The sequence below is a fragment of the Yimella radicis genome (genome assembly GCF_054778255.1).
In genome coordinates this window covers 68670-90062 of record NZ_BAAGZR010000009.1, presented here as the reverse complement: position 1 = coordinate 90062, position 21393 = coordinate 68670, and the positions used below count along the sequence as shown (strand labels likewise).

General features: G+C 66.8%; 19 protein-coding genes. 13 read left to right on the top strand and 6 right to left on the bottom strand.

Annotated features, from left to right (window positions below):
- Positions 1-5: 5 nt before the first annotated feature.
- From ACYU8W_RS07515 to ACYU8W_RS07505, 3 genes are read right to left on the bottom strand one after another with little or no spacing between them, the layout of a single operon-like run.
- On the bottom strand, positions 6-1283 hold the full coding sequence (locus ACYU8W_RS07515) for a M18 family aminopeptidase (RefSeq protein WP_499467950.1): 1278 nt from the start codon (positions 1281-1283) through the stop codon (positions 6-8).
- On the bottom strand, positions 1283-2647 hold the full coding sequence (locus ACYU8W_RS07510; protein WP_499467948.1) for a DUF349 domain-containing protein: 1365 nt from the start codon (positions 2645-2647) through the stop codon (positions 1283-1285). Before ACYU8W_RS07510 ends, ACYU8W_RS07515 begins: the two co-directional genes overlap by 1 nt.
- Before the next feature lie 2 nt (positions 2648-2649).
- The gene (locus ACYU8W_RS07505) at positions 2650-3324 is read right to left on the bottom strand and encodes a peptidylprolyl isomerase (RefSeq protein WP_499467946.1); all 675 of its coding nucleotides are present in this window, start codon (positions 3322-3324) and stop codon (positions 2650-2652) included.
- A gap of 210 nt (positions 3325-3534) precedes the next feature.
- Here ACYU8W_RS07505 and ACYU8W_RS07500 point away from each other — a divergent pair, with 210 nt between their 5' ends.
- Both ACYU8W_RS07500 and hisS read left to right on the top strand, forming a co-directional pair.
- On the top strand, positions 3535-4230 hold the full coding sequence (locus tag ACYU8W_RS07500) for an MBL fold metallo-hydrolase (RefSeq protein ID WP_499467944.1): 696 nt from the start codon (positions 3535-3537) through the stop codon (positions 4228-4230).
- Between the two features lie 20 nt (positions 4231-4250).
- Complete coding sequence (gene hisS, locus ACYU8W_RS07495; RefSeq protein ID WP_499467942.1) at positions 4251-5597, top strand: histidine--tRNA ligase; 1347 nt, start codon at positions 4251-4253, stop codon at positions 5595-5597.
- Here the strand turns inward: hisS and ACYU8W_RS07490 are convergent.
- The gene (locus ACYU8W_RS07490) at positions 5584-6309 is read right to left on the bottom strand and encodes a hypothetical protein (protein ID WP_499467940.1); all 726 of its coding nucleotides are present in this window, start codon (positions 6307-6309) and stop codon (positions 5584-5586) included. The genes hisS and ACYU8W_RS07490 overlap by 14 nt on opposite strands.
- A gap of 103 nt (positions 6310-6412) precedes the next feature.
- Between ACYU8W_RS07490 and xerD the strand changes: the two genes are divergently transcribed.
- The 11 genes from xerD (at position 6413) to ACYU8W_RS07435 (ending at position 16939) form a co-directional block, all read left to right on the top strand.
- On the top strand, positions 6413-7339 hold the full coding sequence (xerD, locus tag ACYU8W_RS07485; RefSeq protein WP_499467938.1) for a site-specific tyrosine recombinase XerD: 927 nt from the start codon (positions 6413-6415) through the stop codon (positions 7337-7339).
- A gap of 535 nt (positions 7340-7874) precedes the next feature.
- Entirely contained in the window at positions 7875-8729 is an 855-nt protein-coding gene (locus ACYU8W_RS07480; RefSeq protein WP_499467935.1) for a ParA family protein, read from the top strand.
- Positions 8730-8787: 58 nt separating this feature from the next.
- On the top strand, positions 8788-9717 hold the full coding sequence (locus ACYU8W_RS07475) for a segregation and condensation protein A (protein ID WP_499468556.1): 930 nt from the start codon (positions 8788-8790) through the stop codon (positions 9715-9717).
- On the top strand, positions 9710-10351 hold the full coding sequence (scpB, locus tag ACYU8W_RS07470) for an SMC-Scp complex subunit ScpB (protein WP_499467932.1): 642 nt from the start codon (positions 9710-9712) through the stop codon (positions 10349-10351). Before ACYU8W_RS07475 ends, scpB begins: the two co-directional genes overlap by 8 nt.
- The gene (locus tag ACYU8W_RS07465) at positions 10348-11211 is read left to right on the top strand and encodes a pseudouridine synthase (protein WP_499467930.1); all 864 of its coding nucleotides are present in this window, start codon (positions 10348-10350) and stop codon (positions 11209-11211) included. The genes scpB and ACYU8W_RS07465 overlap by 4 nt, the downstream gene beginning before the upstream one ends.
- A 108-nt stretch (positions 11212-11319) precedes the next feature.
- Positions 11320-12390, top strand: a complete 1071-nt coding sequence (locus ACYU8W_RS07460; RefSeq protein WP_499467928.1) for a prephenate dehydrogenase — start codon at positions 11320-11322, stop codon at positions 12388-12390.
- A 37-nt stretch (positions 12391-12427) separates the two neighbouring features.
- The gene (cmk, locus tag ACYU8W_RS07455; RefSeq protein WP_499467926.1) at positions 12428-13099 is read left to right on the top strand and encodes a (d)CMP kinase; all 672 of its coding nucleotides are present in this window, start codon (positions 12428-12430) and stop codon (positions 13097-13099) included.
- Complete coding sequence (locus ACYU8W_RS07450) at positions 13092-13769, top strand: lysophospholipid acyltransferase family protein (RefSeq protein ID WP_499467924.1); 678 nt, start codon at positions 13092-13094, stop codon at positions 13767-13769. The genes cmk and ACYU8W_RS07450 overlap by 8 nt, the downstream gene beginning before the upstream one ends.
- 38 nt (positions 13770-13807) lie before the next feature.
- Positions 13808-15277 carry a ribosome biogenesis GTPase Der gene (gene der / locus ACYU8W_RS07445; protein WP_141928204.1) on the top strand — a complete coding sequence of 490 codons (1470 nt, stop codon included), beginning with the start codon at positions 13808-13810 and terminating at the stop codon, positions 15275-15277.
- A gap of 124 nt (positions 15278-15401) precedes the next feature.
- Entirely contained in the window at positions 15402-16160 is a 759-nt protein-coding gene (locus ACYU8W_RS07440) for a PIG-L family deacetylase (RefSeq protein ID WP_499467923.1), read from the top strand.
- A 32-nt stretch (positions 16161-16192) separates the two neighbouring features.
- Positions 16193-16939, top strand: coding sequence for a PIG-L deacetylase family protein (locus ACYU8W_RS07435; RefSeq protein WP_499467921.1), 747 nt, complete (start codon positions 16193-16195; stop codon positions 16937-16939).
- On the opposite strand, the gene ACYU8W_RS07430 is transcribed toward ACYU8W_RS07435, so the two are convergent.
- Together ACYU8W_RS07430 and ACYU8W_RS07425 are read right to left on the bottom strand one after the other, a co-directional pair.
- Complete coding sequence (locus ACYU8W_RS07430; RefSeq protein WP_499467919.1) at positions 16940-20329, bottom strand: DEAD/DEAH box helicase family protein; 3390 nt, start codon at positions 20327-20329, stop codon at positions 16940-16942.
- Positions 20326-21390 carry a DUF8606 domain-containing protein gene (locus tag ACYU8W_RS07425; RefSeq protein ID WP_499468554.1) on the bottom strand — a complete coding sequence of 355 codons (1065 nt, stop codon included), beginning with the start codon at positions 21388-21390 and terminating at the stop codon, positions 20326-20328. The genes ACYU8W_RS07430 and ACYU8W_RS07425 overlap by 4 nt, the downstream gene beginning before the upstream one ends.
- Positions 21391-21393: the final 3 nt, after the last annotated feature.

Genomic DNA, 21393 nt, shown 5'->3' with positions numbered 1-21393 from the left:
CCTGCTCAGGCGGGTGCGAGGAACGCGGTCAACGCTTCGGCGTACATCTGCTGGTCGTCCGAACCGACGAGTTCGCGCACCGAGTGCATCGACAGGGTCGGCGCACCGAAGTCGACGGTGGTCGCACCGGTGAGCGCCGAGGTCATCGGTCCGACGGTCGAGCCGCACGGCAGATCCGAACGCATGACGAAGGACTGCATCGGCACGCCGGCCTGCTCACAGGCGAGCGCGAACGACCCGGCACCGACGCTGTCGGTGGCGTAACGGCCGTTGGTGTTGACCTTCAACACCGGACCGCCGTTCAGCGCGATGCGGTGGTCGGGTTCGTGCCGATCGGCGTAGTTGGGGTGCGTGGCGTGCGCCATGTCGCCGGACGCGATCACCGTGCCGGCAAGGGCACGGTGGTAGTCATCCCGTCCGCCACCGAGCCCGGAGCCGATCCGTTCGAGCACGGTCGGCAGCAGCACCGAGAAGGCGCCACGCTCGGTCATCGACCCGATCTCCTCGTGGTCGAAGAGCACAAGCACCTGGACGGTCGAGTCGGCCGGGCCGTCCTCGACCGCGCGGATCAGCGCCCGGGTGCCGGCGTAGGACGTCGCGAGGTTGTCCATCCGCGCGCCGGCCACGAACTCACCGTTCAGCCCCGTGCGGCCGGCCGGTTGGATGTCGTGCGTCATCACATCCCATGCCAGGACGTCGGCCTCGGCGACCCCGAGCCGGGCAGCGAGGAATTCGCGGAACGAGGGTGCGTCACCCAGCGCCCAGTGCGGTGCGATCTGGAACTGCTTGTTGAAGACCTCACCCTCCGCGGCGCTGCGGTCGAGGTGGATCGCAAGTCGCGAGATTCGCAGCAGCGGTTCGTCGACCCGTAGCAGTTTCGCTGCGACAGAGCCGTTCTCGCGAACAGTGACCCGCCCCGAGAGGCCGAGGTCGCGGTCCAGCCAGCTGTTCAGGATGATGCCGCCGTACGGCTCGACCCCCAACTGTGCGTAGCCGATGCTGCGATGGTCGGGCTGCGGCTTGATCCGGAAGTTGGGGGAGTCGGTGTGCGCCCCGACGATGCGGAACGGTGTCGTGGCGCCGTCGGCGTGCTCGGTGCTCCACGCGGCCAGCGTGCCGCCGCGGACGAGGTAGTAGCGCCCGGGTTCGCTCGGCCAGGCGTCCGTCTCCAGCAGCCGGACGAAACCCGCGTCCTCCAGCATGCGAGCTGACGTCTCGCACGCATGGAACGGCGACGGGCTCGTGCCCAGGTACTCGATCAGTCCGTCCGCGGCATCCAGCATCAGCTGCCGAACTCCTTCAGTCCGCCCATCGCCTGGTCGAGCCAGGTTTGCTTGGTCTTGAGCTCCTCGCGCAGCTTCGCGGCCTTCTTGTCATCACCCTTGGCCTCGGCCGCGGTGATCTCGTCCTGCAGGTCACTGACCGCCCGCTGCAGCTGCTGCGCGAACGATCCGGCGCGCGCAGCGAGTTCGGGGTCGGTCTTCTTCCACTGCTTGTTCTCAGCCTCGCGGATGGTCTGCTCGACCTTGCGCATGCCGCGCTCCATCCGCTCGATGTCCTTACGCGGCACCTTGCCGGCGGCGTCCCACTTGTCCTGGATCGCGTGCAGATCCTTCTTGGCCTTCTCCAGGTCCTTGATCGGCACAAGCGCCTGCGCCTGGGTGAGGAGTTCCTCCTTCACCTTCAGGTTGGCCTCGAACTCGACGTTCTCAGCGGCGGCCACCTCGTCCTTGGCGTTGAAGAACGCGTCCTGAGCTGCCTTGAACTTCGCCCACAGTGCGTCGTCGTCGGCTCGGGAGGCGCGACCGGCGCGCTTCCATTCGCTCATCAACCGCTTGAACGCACCTGCGGTCGGACCCCACTCGGTGCTCTCGGACAGCTTCTCGGCTTCCTCGACCAACTTCTGCTTGGTGGCCTTGGCGGAAGAGTGCTCCTCGTCGAGCTTGGCGAAATGGGTGCGTCGGGTCTTGTCGAAGCCGTTCCGGGCGGCGCTGAATCGCGTCCACAGGGAGTGCTCGGTCTCCTTGTCGAGCCGAACCTGGCTGCGCTGCAACGTCTTCCACTCGTCCAACAGTTCGCGCATTCGAGCGGTGGACTGCTTCCACTGCACCTTCTCGACCGGCTGGGACGCGATCTTCTCGGCCTCGGCGACAAGCTCCTCGCGCTTGGCGGCCGACTCCTTCTTGGCCTCGGCGCGAGCCTTCGACTCGACCTCGGCCTTGGCTGCGAGGGCGGTCGCGATCTGCTCGACGGTGTTGTCGAGTGCGGGCAGGTCACCGACGACGTTCGCCTGCAAGACCTGCTCGCGCAGGGACTTCAGCGCCGCCTGGCCGTCCTGGGTGGACAGGTCGGTCTGCACCACGCGCTTCAGCAGCAGGTTCGCGGATGCCGCCAACTCGTCGTACTTGCGGGCGAAGTAGGCGAGCGCCTCCTCGTGGGTGGCGTCGGGGTAGGACCCGACCTCCTTCTCACCGTCCGGGGTGCGGACGAACACGGTGCCGTCGTCGGCGACCCGGCCGAACGTCACGGAGTTGCTGGACGCGGCCACCGGGGTGGCAGCGGGCGCTGCGGCCGGGGCGTGCGGCTTGATCGCAGCGGGCGTGGGGACGCCGGGGCGGGGCGTCGGCTTCGGTGCGTCGGTCGACATCGTCAGGCCTTCTTCTCAGTGACGGTGATCTTCTTGATCGTGACAGGGGTCTTGGGTGCGGTGCCGTCGGCACCGACACCGCCGGCAGCCACCTTGTCGACGACGTCCATGCCGCTGACCACCTTGCCGAAGATGGTGTAGCCGCCGGCGCTGTCGGACGGGATCGGCACGTCCTTCAGGGTGACGAAGAACTGACCGCCGTTGCTGTCGCCCTTGTTTGCCTGGCGCGCCATCGCAAGGGTGCCGCGCGGGTACTGGTCGTCGGCGGGTGCGTTCTCCAGGCCGTAGGTGTAGCCCGGCCCGCCCTGACCCGTGCCGGTGGGGTCACCGCACTGCAGCACGAAGTCGGGCACGAGACGGTGGCACGAAGTGTCGGCGTAGTAGGCGCCCGAGAGCTGGATGAACGACGCGACCGTCTGCGGTGCCTTGTCGCCGTACAGCTCGAACTTCACCGTGCCCTGGTCGGTCTCCATGCTGGCGTCGAAGGTCTTGCCCTGCGCGCACTCCTTGGCCGGCAGCTTTAGGCCCTCTTTGCTCGTCGCCGGCGTGCAGGCCGCGCCACCCGCGCCACCCGCGCCGGCCGAGGTCGCCGACGATCCGGCGGACGTGGTGTTCTGCGGGCTGTCGTCACCATCGGCGCAACCGGCGAGCGAACCGCCGATCACGGTGGCTGCCACGAGGGCTGAGATCAGACGGTGCGGACGGCGCGTGCTTGCTCGCTCGGTGGGTCGCGATGTGGGTCGCACGGGTGAGGACTCCCAGTCGGTGCAGCCTGGCGGCTTGTACTGCCCCGAAGGGCACGGTCGCCGGTCAGTCTAGGGACATCCGTCCGGCGCGGGCCCGGGCGGCAGGTCACGACCTGGATACGCCGTCGATAGGCTTGGCCGGTGCTGACCGTCTATTTCCCGGCCCAGGCCTTCGCAACCAACTGTTATGTGCTGGCCACCGGCCGCGGACAGGAGTGCGTCGTCGTCGACCCGGGCATCGGGGTGATGCCGCAGCTGACCGAGGTCCTGACCGATCTCGACCTGAAGCCGACCGCCGTGCTGTTGACCCACGGACACGTCGATCACGTGTACTCCGTGACGCCCGTCTGCGGCGGCGAACTCGGTGCCTACATCCACCATCACGACCGTTACCGGCTCGCCGACCCGCTGTCGAGCCTCGATCCGGGCCTGCTGCACATGTTCGAGCAGCAGTTCGGGCAACAGGCCAGTTGGAAGGAACCCGAGCACATCGTCGAGATCGCCGACGCACAGAAGCTGACGCTCGCCGGCCTCGACTTCACCGTCAGCCACGCCCCCGGCCATACCGAGGGTTCGGTGATGTTCGGCATCGACACGATTCCCGACGGTCTTCCCGGCGAGGTCGAGGTGACCTCGACCGTGCTGTCCGGCGACGTGCTGTTCGCGGGCTCCATCGGCCGCACCGACCTACCGGGCGGTTCGCACGAGTCGATGCAGCGGTCGCTGAAGGACGTCGTCCTGCCGCTGCCCGACACCGCACTGGTGCTGCCCGGCCACGGCCCCGGCACCACCATGGCTCACGAGCGCATGAGCAACCCCTTCCTCCAGAACCTCTGACACACAAGGATTCACAACACATGGCTTCCAAGGTCACTCCGATCAGTGGCTTCCAGGAATGGCTGCCCACCGAGCGCATCGCCGAGCAGTACTTCCTCGACACCATCCGTGAGGTGTTCGAGCTGCACGGCTTCGCCTCGGTGAACACCCGCTCCGTCGAGTCGGTCGAGCGGCTGTCCAGCCAGGGCGAGGACGCCGACAAGGAGATCTACGCCGTCCGCCGGTTGGCAGCCCCCGCCGACGAGCAGGCTGAGCCGACGCTGGGCCTGCACTTCGACATGACGGTGCCGTTCGCGCGCTACGTGCTGGAGAACGCCGGCAAGTTGACGTTCCCCTTCCGTCGCTACCAGATCCAGCAGGCCTGGCGCGGTGAACGACCGCAGCGCGGCCGGTACCGCGAGTTCATCCAGGCCGACATCGACATCGTCGATGCGGGGGAGTTGCCCGCGCACTACGAGGCCGAACTGCTGTTGGTCATCGCGGACGTGTTCGCGCGGCTACCGGTCGGTGACTACACGATTCACGTCAACAACCGCAAGATCTGCGAGGGCTTCTACCTCGGTCTCGGTATCGACGACGTGATCGGCACGCTGCGCATCGTCGACAAGCTCGACAAGATCGGGCCGCAGAAGGTCGCGGAGCTCCTGGTCGCGAACGGCTTGACCGACGAGCAGGCCAAGCAGTGCCTCGCGCTGGCGGAGATCAACTCACCGGACGGTTCGTTCGTCGAGCGTGTCCGTGCCCTTGGGGTCGAGCACCCGACGCTGGACGAGGGACTGGCGCACCTCGAGTCCGTCATCGCCACCGCGGCCGAGCACGCTCCCGGCGTCGCGATCGCCGACCTGCGCATCGCGCGCGGCCTCGACTACTACACCGGCACCGTCTACGAGACGATGCTCGAACGCGACCCCGGTTACGGGTCGATCTGCTCCGGAGGTCGGTACGACTCGCTCGCCACCGACGGCAAGCGCACCTACCCCGGGGTCGGCATCTCGATCGGCGTCTCGCGCTTGCTGGGTCTGCTCATCGGCGAGGAGGGCCTGACGGCCTCCCGGGAGACCCCGGTCGCTGTGCTCGTCGCCGTCAACAACGAGGACTCGCGGGCCGAATCGACCCGGATCGCAACGGCTTTGCGCGGGCGCGGCATCGCGACGCTGGTGGCGCCCAAGGCCGCGAAGTTCGGCAAGCAGATCCAGTTCGCCGACCGTCGCGGGATCCCGTTCGTATGGTTCCCGGGGGCCGGCGAGGACGGCAGCGACCAGGTGAAGGACATCCGATCCGGCGATCAGTCGGCAGCCGACCGCTCCTCGTGGACGCCGCCGCAGGTCGACCTGCGTCCCTCGCTGATGAGTCCTACGACGGACTGACGTCGTCGTCCCGCCGGACCGGCTGAGTGGCCGGACCGGTGGGCCCGCGATCCGGCTCCGACGCGGTCACCGGTCGGGCCGTCGCAGCACGGGACACGATCGGTTCGGCCTTGGCTGCGTTCAGACCCAGCTTGCGCAGGTGAAGCTCACCGAGGGCCCGATTGGTCTCCTCGTCACCGGTGCGCCAGCTCGTCGCCGGTCCGGACGACACCGCAAAAAGCTCTGCAGCCGAACGGTGTTGCAATGCTCGGAGCGCGAGCACGTCCATGCCTGCCGTCGTCCTGCGCAGCTTGGCGGCCTGGGACGCCTTGCGCAGCCAGGGGATGCGGATCATGCCCCAGAGGAGCAGGGCGAACAGGTACGGAGCTGCTGCGGTGAGGTAGCCGAGCAGATCCCCGAGGTCGTCGATGCCGACGGACATGTCACGCCCGGCCGCCGAGATCTGGTTGGCTGCCGCGGCCGACTTGTCGAACGGCGACTGCAGGGTGTCGCCGACCAACGGCACCTTGCGCAGGCGCTGGCCCGCCTCGGTGAGGTTGCCCGAAAGCGAGGCGGCGCTCGTCTCCAGCTTGTTCGCGCCGACGGTCGACGCGTCCGCCGTGTTGTTCACGCGATTCGCGACGTTCCACCAGAAGGCCAGCCACGTGACGATCGCCGCGTCGAACAGGATCTGCGGCAGCAGTCGGATCGGTCGTTCGGCGTAGAGCTTCATCGGTGTCCCCTCGCGATGCGCATGGGATGGAACCTACCCGGCGGCCACGCCGCGCGGACGCGCTCGTCCCGATCGGCCGGTGCAGAAGGCAGAATGCACGTCCATGGCCGCCACCGCGCTCGAACGCAGCATCCGCGGGTGGCTCGATCACCTGCGGGTGGAGCGCGGTGTCTCGGTACACACCCTGAAGGCGTACGGTCGCGACCTCGAGCGCTACCGCGGCTATCTCGCCGGCCTTGGTGTCACGGACGCCGTGAAGGTGGGGGAGAACGAGGTCAGCGGGTTCCTGGCTCACTTGCGTGAGGGCGACGACGAGCATCCGCCACTCGCGGCGTCGTCTGCGGCCAGGTCGCTGGTGGCCGTGCGCGGCTTCCACAAGTTCCTCGCGTTGGAGGGGGAGACCACCAAGGACGCGGCCGAAGGTGTGTCACCGCCGACTCCGGGACGACGGTTGCCGAAGGCGATCAGCCAGGACGAGGTGGCGCGACTGCTCGACGCGGCGAGCGTCGGTGACACGCCGAACTCGTTGCGGGACAGGGCAATGTTGGAACTGATGTACGGCATCGGTGCGCGCGTCAGCGAGATCACCGGGTTGGACGTCGACGACGTCGACCTCGAGACCGACACCGTCCGCGTCCTCGGAAAGGGCGACAAGGAGCGGGTGCTACCGCTCGGTTCGTTCGCCAAGGACGCAGTGCAGTCGTACGTCGTCCGTGCCCGTCCGGTGTTCGCATCGAAGGGCAAGGGGACGCCCGCGTTGTTCCTGAACCAGCGCGGCGGACGCCTGTCGCGCCAGTCGGTGTGGAACACCATTCAGGCCTGTGGGGAGCGTGTCGGACTGACCGCTCACCTGTCGCCGCACACGCTGCGCCACTCGTTCGCGACGCACCTGCTGGACGGCGGTGCCGACGTCCGCGTCGTGCAGGAACTGCTCGGTCATGCCTCCGTCACCACCACGCAGATCTACACGCTGGTCACCGTCCAGCAACTGCGTGAGGTGTTCGCCGGATCTCATCCGCGGGCGCGCTGACCTCACCCTCCGGTGACGACCCGCTCGCCTCAACCACGGCGATCTGGATCGCCCTTCATCTCGTCGTCGGGCTGTTCTTGCTGAGGCGCTCCGAGGTCAAGTAGCGAGTACCGCATGCAGCGAGATCCACCTGGCCTGCAAGCACCCCGAAAATCGGCGTGAGTTCGTGCCCTTCGCCGGGCATGGCGAAGGGCACGAACTCACGCCGATTTCAGTGGTCACTAGGGAACGGAGTGGGTTTGCGTCGAGGGTTCGGGGTGGTTTCGGCACCGACGGATTCGTTCCTCATCCGTCGGGCTCGACCAGCGGGCGTGGATGGGTTCTCGATCCCTTCGACACGACGCTCGTCACTCTCGTCCACTCAGGACAAACGCCTATGGCGCTCTGCTGACGCTCCGCACCTCCTCGTCCAGCGTCGTGGAAGGGTTTGAATCAGCTTCGAGCACTGTCTTCGTCGGGGACTGGGCGCGGGTTGGGGTGGTGGCATAGGCTGGCCGCTGATCGGCGAGAGCCAGAGCACGTTCTAGGAGTGAAGTTGAGCCAGCAGGAGACCCTCGGTCCCACCGGCCGCCCGCTACCGACCTTCCCGTACCCCAAGCGGCTGGAGAGTCACGGACCCGCGCGCATCATCGCGCTGTGCAACCAGAAGGGCGGGGTCGGCAAGACCACCACCACGATCAACCTCGGCGCAGCCCTGGCCGAGTACGGCCGGCGCGTCCTCGTCGTCGACTTCGATCCGCAGGGCGCGCTGTCCGCCGGTCTCGGCGTCCGCAGCAACGAACTCGACCTCACCGTCTACAACCTGCTGGTCGAACGCGGTCACGACATCCACAAAGTCATCCAGGGCACCGGGGTCATGAATCTCGATGTGCTGCCGGCCAACATCGACCTGTCGGCTGCCGAGGTCCAGCTGGTCGGCGAGGTCGCTCGCGAGATGATCCTGGCGCGCGTGCTACGTCCGGTCGCCGACGAGTACGACGTCATCCTGATCGACTGCCAGCCCAGCCTGGGTCTGCTCACGGTCAACGCGCTCACCGCGTCACACGGCGTGATCATCCCGCTCGAGTGCGAATTCTTCGCGATGCGCGGTGTCGCCCTGCTGGTCGAGACCATCGACAAGGTCACCGACCGCCTCAACCCGCGCCTGGAGATCGACGGCATCGTCGCCACCATGTACGACGGACGCACGCTGCACAGCCGCGACGTCGTCCGATCGGTGGTCGACCACTTCGGCGACAAGGTGTTCCACACCACGATAAACCGCACGGTGAAGTTCCCCGACGCCACCCTCGCGGCCGAACCGATCACCAAGTACGCCTCCAACCACGGCGCAGCCGAGGCCTACCGACAGTTGGCTCGTGAACTCATCGCCCGCGGCAACGCAGCCTGAGCAGGGCGGCGAGCCCACTCACGTCATCGAGGACGCGATCGAGTCCGGCGACGCTGCACTGCTCGCCGAATCCGCTGACGTATCCACATCGGACGAGGTCGTACCCGGTGGCGTGATCACCAAGCGCAGTGCGTCCACCCCGTTCCAGGTGCACCTCGACGTCTTCTCCGGGCCCTTCGACCTGCTGCTCGGCCTCATCGCCAAGCACAAGCTCGATGTCACCGAGATCGCGTTGCACAAGGTCACCGACGAATTCATCGCGCACATCCGGCAGGCACAGAAGACGAAGGCCGACTGGGACCTCGGTCAGGCGTCGGAGTTCCTGCTCATCGCGGCAACTCTGTTGGACCTCAAGGCTGCTCGGTTGTTGCCGAACTCCGGCCCGGAGGACGAGGACGACCTCGCCCTCATCGAGGCGCGCGACCTGCTGTTCGCGCGACTGTTGCAGTACCGCGCGTTCAAGCAGGTTGCCGCAGCCTTCGATCAGCGCATGGCGACCGCCGGACGCATCACGGCCCGCCAGGCAGGTCTGGAGGAGCAGTTCGCCGGTCTGCTGCCCGAACTCGTCATGAATGTGAGGCCCGAGCAACTGGCGATGATCGCGGCGTCCGCGATGATCCCGAAGATGCCGCCGTCGGTCGGTCTGGAGCATCTGCACCAGGCTGCGGTCAGCGTGCGTGAGCAAGCCGAGATCGTCGCGAACAAGCTTCGGGCGCAACCGGTTTCGTCGTTCCGCGACTTGGTTGCCGACGCCGACAACACGCTCGTGATCGTCGCGCGGTTCCTTGCTGTGCTGGAACTGTTCAAGGAGGCGGTGATCGTCTTCGAGCAGGAGGAGGCGCTGGGCGATCTCACCGTGCGCTGGACCGCGGACACAGATACTCACGTGGAGGTCAGCGCCGAGTTCGACGAGGACGACCCGGTGCCGACGGCTGAGCCCGACCCCGACACCACAGCACCAGATGACGAAGGAGCCGGCGATGACTGAGCCGCAACAGGAACCGCTCGACGTGCCGGTGCCCGCGATCGAGGTGCCGGTCGAGCCCGAAGGCTTCGACGTCGAGGACTTCCCAGGTGGTGCACGCAGCACTATCGAGGCCATCCTGATGGTCGTCGACCAGCCGCTGACGCCTCTCGAGTTGGCCGACGCCCTCGAACTCGAGGAGCACGACGTCCGGGAACACCTCCTCGCGCTCGAGGACGAATACGCCTTGCAGCAGCGTGGATTCACCATCCGCGAGATCAACGGTGGGTGGCGCGTCTACAGTCGGGCGGACTACGCACCGGCTGTGGAGAAGTTCCTCCTGGGCGGTCAGCAGGCCAAGCTGACCCAGGCGTCGCTGGAGACCCTCGCCGTCATCGCGTACCGCCAGCCCATCTCCCGCGCCCGGGTCGGCGCGGTGCGCGGCGTGAACGTCGACGGCGTCATCCGCACCCTCACCACCCGTGGCCTGATCGCCGAGATGGGCACCGACGTCGACGGCGGCGCGATGCTCTACGGCACCACCCCATACTTCCTGCAGCGCATGGGCCTGTCGTCACTCGACGAACTGCCCGCGCTGGCCCCCTACCTACCCGAGACCGACGTGATCGACGAACTGATTGAGCAGGGACACGCATGAGCACTCCGAATGGCCGCCGTCCGGCGAAGAAGACCAACCACCGCAAGGGTTCGTCGGGTACCACCGCGAACCGCGGTGGAGCGCCGCTCCCGCCGAAGCGGCAGGCCCCGGCCGAGCCGATCGACGTCCACGACCCCAACGGCGTGCGCCTGCAGAAGCTGCTCGCTGCCGCCGGCGTGGGCAGCCGCCGCGTCTGCGAACAGCTGATCGCCGACGGACACGTGTCGGTCGACGACCAGATCGTCACCGAACTCGGGGTGCGCATCGACCCGTTGAAGCAGATCGTGCACGTCGACGGTGAGCGCGTAGTGCTCGACGAGAGCCGCGTCTACTTCGCCTTCAACAAGCCGCTCGGTGTCGTGTCGACGATGGACGACGATCTCGGCCGCGAGTCGGTCGGCGACTTCGTCGGCCCCCGCAAGGAGCGCCTGTTCCACGTCGGACGCCTGGACGCCGACACCGAGGGGCTGCTGCTGCTCACCAACGACGGCGAACTCGCCAACCGTTTGCAGCACCCGCGGTACGGCGTGCAGAAGACGTACGTCGCCGTCGTCCCGGGTCCGTTGCCCCGTGGCCTGGGTAAGGAACTGCGTGCGGGCATCGAACTCGAGGACGGACCGGTGAAGGTCGACTCCTTCAAAGTCGTCGACTCACGACCCGGCTGGGTGATGCTCGAGATCATCCTGCACGAGGGCCGCAACCGCATCGTGCGACGCATCATGGAGGCGGTCGGCCACCCCGTCGAGTCCCTCGTACGCACCGACGTCGGCCCGGTTCAGCTGGGTGACCTGCGACCGGGCAAGATGCGTCCGCTGTCCTCGGCCGAGGTGAAGGGTCTCTACAAGGCGGCAGGACTGTAGACGGATGCACGTCAGAGTCGTCGGCTGTGGGCTTGACCCCAGAAATTCCTCCGCTCCTTCGTCGCTCCGATACTTTGCGGGGGCCCCGAACATGGCTGGAGCATCTGCGTGCACATAAGGATTGTCGGCTGTGGCCTGATCGGAACGTCGATCGGTCTTGCGTTGTCCCGCAGCGGGTTCCGTGTCTCGTTGAGTGACCCGTCCCCGACGTCGCAGGCCATCGCCCGCGACATGGGAGCGGGCGAGATCGACGTCACCGACCCACCCGAGGTCGTTGTGGTGGCCGCACCACCGGACGTCGTTGTGTCCGTCGTCCGTGCCGAACTTGACCGCTGGCCGGGCGCCGTCGTCACCGACGTCGCCTCGATGAAGCAGCAGGTGCTCGACGAACTGCGCTCCGCCGGCGCCGATCTGTCGCGCTACGTCGGGTCACACCCGATGGCCGGACGCGAACGCTCCGGTGCCGTCGCCGCGCGCGCCGATCTGTTCGAAGGGCGCACCTGGGTGATCTGCCCGACCCAGGATGATGACCCGGGAGCCGTTGCCGCGGTCCGCGCCGTGGCCGAGGCCACCGGCGCCGCCACCACGACGATGGACGCCGCCGAACACGATCACGCCGTCGCGGCGGTCTCGCACGTGCCGCAACTCGCCGCCAGTCTGGTCGCCGTACGGCTGCGTGAACTGTCGGACGAAGCAATCGGTCTGTCCGGACAGGGAATTCGTGATGTGACGCGCATCGCCGAGAGCGATCCGATGCTTTGGACGCAGATCCTCGCCGGCAATGCGGCAGCCGTCGCCCCGGTGCTCGATGCTCTGCTGGACGACCTCGGTCGCGTTCGGCAGGCGGTCACCGATCTGGCGGCCGGCAACGAGGACGGAGCCCGGCAGGTGCTGGCCCGGGTGATCGCCGACGGCCAACTCGGCCACGCGCGCATCCCCGGCAAGCACGGCAGCGCACCGACGACCTACGCCACGCTCGTCGTGGTGGTGCCCGACCGGCCGGGCGAGCTCGGCCGACTGTTCAACGACATCGGTGCGGCCGGGGTCAACATGGAGGACCTGCGCCTGGAACACGGGCAGGGTGCACCGGTCGGCCTGGCCGAAGTGTCGGTGCTCCCGTCCGTGGCCGAACGACTGCGCGATGAACTCACCGCGAAGGGATGGAGCGTGCATGAGTGAGGGTGGCGACAATGGTGACGAACGAAAAGGGAGTGGCATGAAGCAGATCCAGGTCGCGATCGACGGCCCCTCGGGCACCGGCAAGTCGTCCGTCTCCAAGCTCGTCGCCAAGGAGCACGGCTGGGGCTACCTCGACACCGGCGCGATGTACCGGGCCCTCACCTGGTGGTGTCTCGACCAGGACGTCGACCTGGACGACGGACCTGCGGTCACGGACGCGTCGAAGTCGTTCGACCTGCAGATGGGCACCGATCCCTCGAACCCCACGGTGGCAGTGGGGGATCGACGCATCGATGCAGAGATCCGCGAGCCCGAACTCACCCGTCAGGTCGCGAAGGTCGCCACCAATCTCCAGGTTCGCGCGAACATGCGGGAGCGACAGCGGGCGCTCATGCAGCAGCTCGCGGAACAGACCGGGGGAGTCGTCGCCGAAGGCCGCGACATCACGACGGTCGTCGCACCGGACGCCGACGTCCGGATCCTGATGACGGCCAGCGAGGAGGCACGGCTCGCGCGCCGTTCCAAGGAACTCAGCTCGACCGTCGAGGCGACCCGCTCCCAGATCGTCGACCGCGACAAGGCCGACTCCACCGTTTCCCAGTTCATGACCGCCGCGGACGGCGTCACGCTCGTCGACACCTCCGAATTGACCTTCGAGGAATCGCTGGCGGCGGTGTTGCAGATCGTCGAGGAGGCCCGACGTGACTGAGATCGACTTCGACCGCGGCTGGTCCGACCGTGGACGCGGCATCGGCAACCGACTGGTGAGGTTCGGGTGGCGCGCGAAAGCCCTTCACCCCGAACGGGTTCCGCGCACCGGACCGGTGTTGATCATCTCCAACCACACCGGATTCCTCGACGGCCCGCTCGTCTTCTGCCTCGCGCCACGCACAGTTCACTTCCTGGTGAAGAAGAGCTATTTCAAGTCCGTCTGGGGTCGGTTGCTGCGTGGCATGGGACAGATTCCCATCGAACAGCGCACCGGTGACCGGCAGGCGCTGGCTGTCGCGAAGTCCCTGCTGTCCGACGGTCACGCGCTCGGCATCTTCCCCGAAGGGACGCGGGGTGCCGGCACGGTCGAGTCGGCCCATCAGGGCGCGGCGTGGCTGGCGCTGCAGACCGGCGCGACGATCGTCCCCGCGGCGACGCTGGGGACGCGCGGCACCGGGCGCGGTCGGGAGTCCTGGCCGAAGCCGGGATCAACCTTGCGTGTCGTGTTCGGTGAACCGTTCGACCTGCCGGCGTACGAAGGCGTCCCAGGTCGGCAGAAACTGCAGTTGGCGACGGAGGAGATCCGTTCCCGGCTGGCCGAACACGTGCACGCTGCGGTCGACGAGACCGGCCTCAAGCTGCCGGTCGACGCCCCGCCGGTGCTCTGAGTTTCTCGTTCAACCCGGGTGTCGGGGATGATGGATCAATGACTGAGCAGAATCCCCCCACCGTCACCGACGAGGAGAACGTCGAGCGCGCGTTGCGTGCCGGACTGGAGGACTTCGACCTCAGTGAAGAGGACCGCGCCCTGCTCGAACGACAGGGCGCCGACCTCGATGAGGAGTCGGAGGAATCGACCCGCCCGGTCGTCGCGATCATCGGCCGCCCGAACGTCGGCAAGTCCACCCTCGTCAACCGCATCATCGGACGCCGTGAGGCCGTCGTCGAGGACGTCCCCGGTGTCACCCGCGACCGCGTCGCCTACGACGGCGAATGGAGCGGACGCCGGTTCACGCTCGTCGACACCGGCGGCTGGGAGATCGACGCCCAGGGCATTCACCTGCGCGTTGCCGAGCAGGCCGAGGTCGCGATCGATCTCGCCGACGCCGTCCTTTTCGTGGTCGACGCGACCGTGGGTGCGACCGACGCCGACGAGGCCGTCGTGAAACTGCTCCGCAAATCGGGTAAGCCCGTCATTTTGATCGCCAACAAGGTCGACGACCAGCGCTCCGAGGCCGACGCCGCGATGCTCTGGTCGCTGGGCCTCGGCCAGCCCTGGCCCGTCTCTGCGCTGCACGGACGCGGCACAGGCGACGCGCTCGACGCGCTGCTGGATGTGCTCCCCGACAAGTCGACCGTCTCGGGTGCTTATCAGCGCGGCGGCCCGCGCCGCGTCGCACTGGTCGGACGCCCCAACGTCGGCAAGTCCTCGCTGCTGAACAAGCTGGCCCGTGAAGACCGTGTCGTCGTCGACAACGTGGCCGGCACCACCCGTGACCCGGTGGATGAGTACATCGAACTCGCCGGCAAGACATGGCGATTCGTCGACACGGCCGGCATTCGGCGCCGCGTGCACCAGACCCGTGGTGCCGACTTCTACGCCTCGCTGCGTACCCAGACCGCGATCGAGAAGGCCGAGGTCGCCGTCGTGCTGATCGACGCCGAGGAGTCGATCGCCGAGCAGGACATCCGCGTGGTGCAGCAGGTCATCGACGCCGGTCGTTCGCTGGTGGTCGCCTTCAACAAGTGGGACTTGCTGGACGAGGAGCGCCGTTACTACCTCGAGCGCGAGATCGAGCGCGAACTCGTCCAGATGACCTGGGCGCCGCGGGTGAACATCTCCGCGGTCACCGGTCGCAACGTCGAGAAGCTGGTTCCGGCGATCGAGACCGCCCTCGAGTCCTGGGACACCCGCATCCCGACGGGCCGCCTGAACGCGTTCATCGGCGAGATCGTCGCCGGTCACCCGCACCCGGTGCGCGGCGGTAAACAGCCCCGCATCCTGTTCGCGACGCAGGCGTCCACGCGTCCGCCGCGGTTCGTGATCTTCGCGTCCGGCTTCATCGAGGCGGGTTATCGACGCTTCCTCGAGCGCCGCATCCGTGAGGAGTTCGGCTTCGAGGGCACTCCGATCGAGATGTCAGTGCGGGTGCGCGAGAAGCGCAAGCAGCGCTAGTCCAGGTCGGCATGCCGGATGATCGAACGCGCCCTGGGTGATGACCTGCTGCGCACGCCGCGGCTACAGCGACTCACCGGCTGACCGCGTTCTTTCTGCCGCCGACCAAGAGAGGCCGATATCCGTGAGTTTGCTGAGTGGTGCGCGTCGAGTTCTGCTGGTCCACGCCCATCCTGACGACGAGACGCTCGCGACCGGTGCGCTGATCGCCGAGCTCGTCGAACGCGGTGTGGAGGTGCGGGTCGTGACCGCGACGCGCGGTGAACGTGGCGAACTGACGCCTGCCGTCTCGGGGGTCGAGCCCGGGTCGGACCAACTGGTCGCGCTGCGCGAGGGCGAGCTCGCCTCCGCTCTTCGGACGCTGCAGGTCGCCGGTCATGCGTTCCTCGGCAGCCCGCCTGCACGAGCTGCGGGGCAGACGCAGGAACGCACCTACCGCGATTCAGGCATGCGGTGGATCACCGAGACCGTCGCCGGCCCGGCTGACGACTCGGACGGCGAATCCCTCACTGCCGCAAAGTTGTCGGACGCCGCCGCAGACCTCGAAGCGTATGTCGACGCCATCGGTCCGGATGTGCTGATCTCCTACGACGAGAACGGCGGGTACGGGCATCCCGACCACGTTCGCACCCAGGAGATCACCCGCGAGGTCGCGAAAACTCGCGGTCTGCCGATGCTGGAAGTCATTCCGCCCGACCGGGAGGTCGGGGGAGACCTCGATCGGATCGAGTGGAGCGACCTGTCGGCTCACTTGCCCAGTGTGCGCGAGGCGCTGCAGGCCCACGCGTCGCAGCTGACCGTCGACGGCGACGAGGTCGTTCACGTCGGCGGGCAACGCGAACCGATCGTCACGAGAATCGGTCTGCGCCCGGTCGAACTCTGACCTCGGTCGAACGCTGCGCGTACGGTGATCGCATGACCGAGCATGCTGTCCTTCCCACCCTTCCTGACGAGTCGTGGTCTCGCGTCCTGTGCGTCGTGGCCCATCCCGACGACATGGAGTACGGCGCGTCCGCGGCCGTTGCCACGTGGGCGAAGCGCGGGATCGAGGTCACTTATCTGCTGCTGACCAGCGGTGAAGCGGGCATGCAGCGGTCGCCCGAGGAGGTGGGACCGCTGCGCGCGCAGGAGCAGCAGCGAGCCTGCGACACGGTGGGCGTGAAGAGGCTGCGCATCCTCGACCACCCGGACGGAATGCTCCAGCCGACCCTGCAACTGCGCCGTGACATCGCGCGGGTGATCCGGGAAGTTCGTCCGGACGCTGTCCTGACGATGAACTTCGACCTCGAGGCATACGGCGGGTTGAATCAGGCAGATCACCGCGCTGCCGGCCTGGCGACGATCGACGCGGTGCGGGACGCGGACAACACCTGGGTCTTCCGTGAACTCGCCGATGAGGGTCTCGCGAAGTGGAGCACGGGCCGACTGCTTGTGGGTGGTCATCCAGACGCCACGCACGCAGTGACTGTCGACGAGGACGCGGTCGCCGCGGCCGTTGCGTCGCTGGAGTGCCACGAGGCCTACCTGGCGGACCTGCCGGGCCATCCGAAGGCGGAGAAGTTCATTCCGGAGATCCTGAAGGACGGTGGCCAGGCCGCCGGATCGCAGTACGCGGTGCTGTTCAGGGTGTACGACATGGGTGGGCTCGCAAGCGACGACTGATCACGCAGCGCCGCCGGGCATCGCGTTGCCGTTGACCTCGCGCAGCGTGTCGATGATGAGCGCGTAGTCGGTGGGGAAGATGACGTCGACCTGCCCGTAGTCGAGGTAGGGCGACTCGTAGAGGCGCTCCGGCTTCATGGTCCCGTTCGCGGTGAGTTCGTTGACGATCACCGAAACGAACCTGATCTGTGGCTCGGAGAACTTGGAGTCGTCGAGGAACGTCGCGAACGCCTCGTTGGCGGCGGCGCGGTCGAGGCCGACGAGCGAGCGGATGAACGGGCCCAGGTCGCCTGCGCGCTCGGTGATCCAGGCGATGTCGACGCCGTCGTCGCCGCCCGCCTGCACCAGCATCGTTCCAAGAGAGGTGAGGTCGTCGTCCGTGAGCTGCTTGTTGCGTCGAAGTCGTTGAAGGGCGACGTGGTCTTCGTGCTCCTTGAGGTAGGCCTGCGCCTTGGCTCGGAAGCGCTCCCAATTGATGCCGGAGGTGACCTGGGGGAGCTCGATGTCCTTAAAGTCGACGAGGGTGTCTTCGAAGTCGGTGTAGATCGGGTTCTGGTAGGTCTTCTCGACGAAACGAACAAGGCTGCGAAGGCGCAGCCGCATCACCTCCAGCATCGGCAAGGTGACGTCGACCCACCATTCGTCGCCGGCCACCTTGTCGAGCAGCTCCAACTGCGCGGCGACCGACGGGATGTTTTTCTTCGGCAGGAGTGCACTCGCGACCGACTGAACTGTCTCCCGAATCCGTTCTGCTGCAACGGCATCGCCTTCGAGTTGAGCGAGTTGGCGACGAAGCACCAGCAGGTCGAACCGTTTGGCGGCCTCGTCCGGGTCACGCACCGTCGAGGGGAGGCCGGCAAGGTGGTCGAGCACCTCAGTGGCTTGCTCCTTGGTCAGCGACTCCCACCGTGCGCGTTTCGACCATTCCTCGACCTGGCGATGGTGTGCCCGCACGAGGAAGTTGTCGAGGTTCATCCCTGCGACGATTTCGTGCAGCCAGTCGGCAGTCGCGGTGCGCAGCTTCGTCTCCGTGTTCGCCGCGTCGAGTGCCACCACGAGTCCGAGGCGCGATTCGAACAATCGCTGGGTGATCGACTTCTGCAGTGAGCCTTCGGAGCCGGGGAGGTCTTGCCCGAAGTACTCGAGGTTGCCGCAGAAGTCGAACACCAGGAAGTTCTTCTTGTTCGTGCCGGGGCCGAAGAGATCCGGGCAGAGACGCGTGCCGCGACCGATCATCTGCCAGAACTTCGACTTCGACCGCACCATCTTGAAGAACACCAGGTTGACGACCTCGGGAACGTCGATCCCGGTGTCGAGCATGTCGACACTGATCGCGATATGCGGCGCCTTCTCCGCTTGGGAGAACCTCTCGATGAGGTTCTGCGCGTACGTGGTCTGGTGCGTGATCACGCGCGCAAACTCGCCGCCGTACTCCGGGTAGGCGACGTTGAAGCGATTCTCGATGAACTCCGCGTGAGCTTGGTTCTTCGCGAAGATGATCGTCTTGCCGAGGCGGTCACCGGCAGCCACCTTGTAGCCGTCGGCCATCAGTGTGGCGAGCACCTTGTCGACCGTGTCCTCGTTGAACAGGAACTTGTTGAGCTCCTCGGAGTCGACGGCTGCGGGTGGCCCGTCGTCGCCCCAGTCGAGGGCGTCCCACTCGTCCTTCTCGTCGTCGCTCAGGTCGTCGTACCGGATGCCGTCGCGCAGGAACTTGGTGCCGACTGCCTTGCCCTTCGGGGGCACGAGGAAGCCGTCGGCGACTGCCTCGTCAAGGTCGTATGCGTCGGTCGGCACGCCGTCTTCGAGGTGGAACAGGCGATAGGTGTTGTGGTCGACCTCGTCCTTCGGGGTCGCCGTGAGACCGACGAGGTGCGCATCGAACCACTCGAAGATTGCGCCGTACTTCTGGTACACGGAGCGGTGCGCTTCGTCGATGACGACGAGGTCGAAGTAGCCGGGGCCGAACCGTCGTGTGCCGCCGTCTACGTCGTTGATGAGGTTCATGATCGTCGGATACGTCGAGGCGTAGACCCGTCCGTCGGTGGCCTTCTCGGTGACCAGGTTGACGGTGGTCACCGACGGCAGGTGTGTCTTGAATGCGCTGACGGCCTGATTGACGAGTGCCGTGCGGTCGGCGAGGAAGAGCACCCGCTTCACCCAGTTGGCCTTCATCAGCTGATCGACGAGTGCGATCACGGTGCGGGTCTTTCCCGCCCCGGTCGCCATCACCAGGAGAGCCTCGCGTTCGCGCTTGTCGAAGGCGGAGCCGATCGCCTTGATGGCACGCGATTGGTAGTAGCGCTCCACGATCGCGGTGTCGATCGCTGCACCGGCGAGCACGCGCCGTGTCTCTCGACGTTGGATCATGAGTTCGAGCTCGTCTCGGGTGTAGAAACCCTGCACCTGGCGCGGTGGGTAGCCGCCGTCGGCGAACGCAGCGTCGTCCCAGATCCAGTGCTCGTAACCGTTTGTCAGAAAGATCACCGGACGGCGCCCGAATTGGGCCTCCAAGCAGTCAGCGTAGAGCTTGGCCTGTTGCTGGCCGATGTGCGCGCTCTTCGTCGTGCGCTTGGCCTCGACAACAGCAAGGGGCCGGCCGTCGGCGCCCCAGAGCACGTAGTCGACGTAACCCTTCCCGGCGTTCGGGCCGGTTGAGCCGGGCGAGCCCGGCATACCGCTGACCTCGAACTCGCGGTCGCGTTCTTGGTCGAGGGGCCAGCCGGCCTCAGCGAGTAGCAGGTCGATGATTGCGGTGCGGGTCTCGGCCTCGGAGTAATCGTGATCGTCCTGCTTGGTGTTCGCCTTCTGCGCGGCGGCGATCTGCGCCTTGAGTTCGGCGATCTCGGCGTCCTTCGCGGCCGCGAGATCGTCCTTCTCGGCGAGTGCCCTGGCGTGGGCTTCGTCCTGTTCCTTGAACTTCGCGGCCAACTTCACGAGTTCTTGGCGGGACAGCGGAGCGAGGCTGGCGGCGAGCTTCGGGTCGAACTGCTTGCCGGTCGGCACACCCTGTGGGTCGGTGGTGTACCTGAACGCCGCAAACACCACGACGTGGAACAGCTCCTGCAGCACCTGCTGCGCGACAGCGGAGGGGATCGGTTTGCCCTCGTGCGCGGCCGTGTTGCCCCACTTGCGAATCAGGTTGAGCTTCGGGGTGATTCCGGGTCCGACCTTCGCCTTGAAAGCGGCGTTGTTGATGCGGGCGGCGAGATCGTTCTGGTAGGGGAGCGGCAGCTCGAGGAGGTCGTAGAGGTGACTGACGAGTTGCTCGATCGCGCGGCGGCTGTAGAAGCAGGCCGCCGCCGGGTCGCTCGACAGATACGACTCGGCCCGCACGCAGTCGGCGTGGATCGCGGGCAGCGTGGTCTTGACGAACGCGAAGTTGCTCATGGTTCGTCGATCCCGAAGTGGCGGGCAAGCCGTTCGAGGGTGAATTCCTGGCGCAGTTTGCACGCACCGTGCTGGCTGGCGAACATGCCCTTCTCCCAATAGGCGTCGGCTTCGGGTCGTGCGTCGATCCACTCGATAGGCACCACCCACTCAGCATCATCGTCATCCACGCCGGTGTCCCGGTTGTAGTCGCCGTCGAGTGCCTGGTCAGCGAGATGCAGCCACTCGCCTTCATAGCCGTCTGGGCGCACCAGAGCCGACTCGAATCGGGTCGCAGGTTTCAACGTGCGGCCGACCGCGACGAACCCTCTGCCTGGAATGTTCACCCAAACGCGTGCATCCTGGGGCAACGCCCGCATGGTCTGCGAGTAGAACTTTCCACCGCCGGCCGAGATGAAGCCGAACTTTCGGGCATCGGTCCAGGGTCGGTCGCCACCGAAGGAGACATACCAGTCAAGTCCGTTCCAGGGCGCGCGCTTACCCTGCCTGAGCGTGGTCGACTTGGCCGCACCATCGTCGTCGGATGCCGCCAGCCACGACCTCGCGAGGTAGCGGCGGTCGTCGTCCTCCAAGTAGGAGAAGAAGACGGCATTGACCGGCACGCCGAACCCACGCAGGTAGGTGACGATGCGCTCCGAACTCGCGTCGAGGTCGGTCGCGACGATCGTTAGGTTCAGGTCGCCGTTGAGATCATCAGGCGGCGCGGTGCCGAACACATCCTCGAAGGCCGCCTCGAACGGTGTTGTCAGGTGCCGCGTCGCGATGTCGATGATGTCGTCTCGCGACCGGGTCGACGCCCACGAGCCGTAGTCGAGCACCTGCGCCACCACGTCGCGTGGTGTCTTGTCCCGCTTCAGCTCGAGCAGATGCAGGTTGCCATCCACGTCGATCGCAAGAAGGTCGAGTCGCTTCCCGTAGGACGTCTGAACCTCGCTGCCGATCACCAGCAACCGCTCGCCCAGCAGCGACGGGTCTTGAGCAAGGAACTGATGGAGGTCTTTCTCGGCAGGCAGCACCGACGTCGACAGAGGACGCGGCTCGTCGCCGTCGATGCGCCACATTTT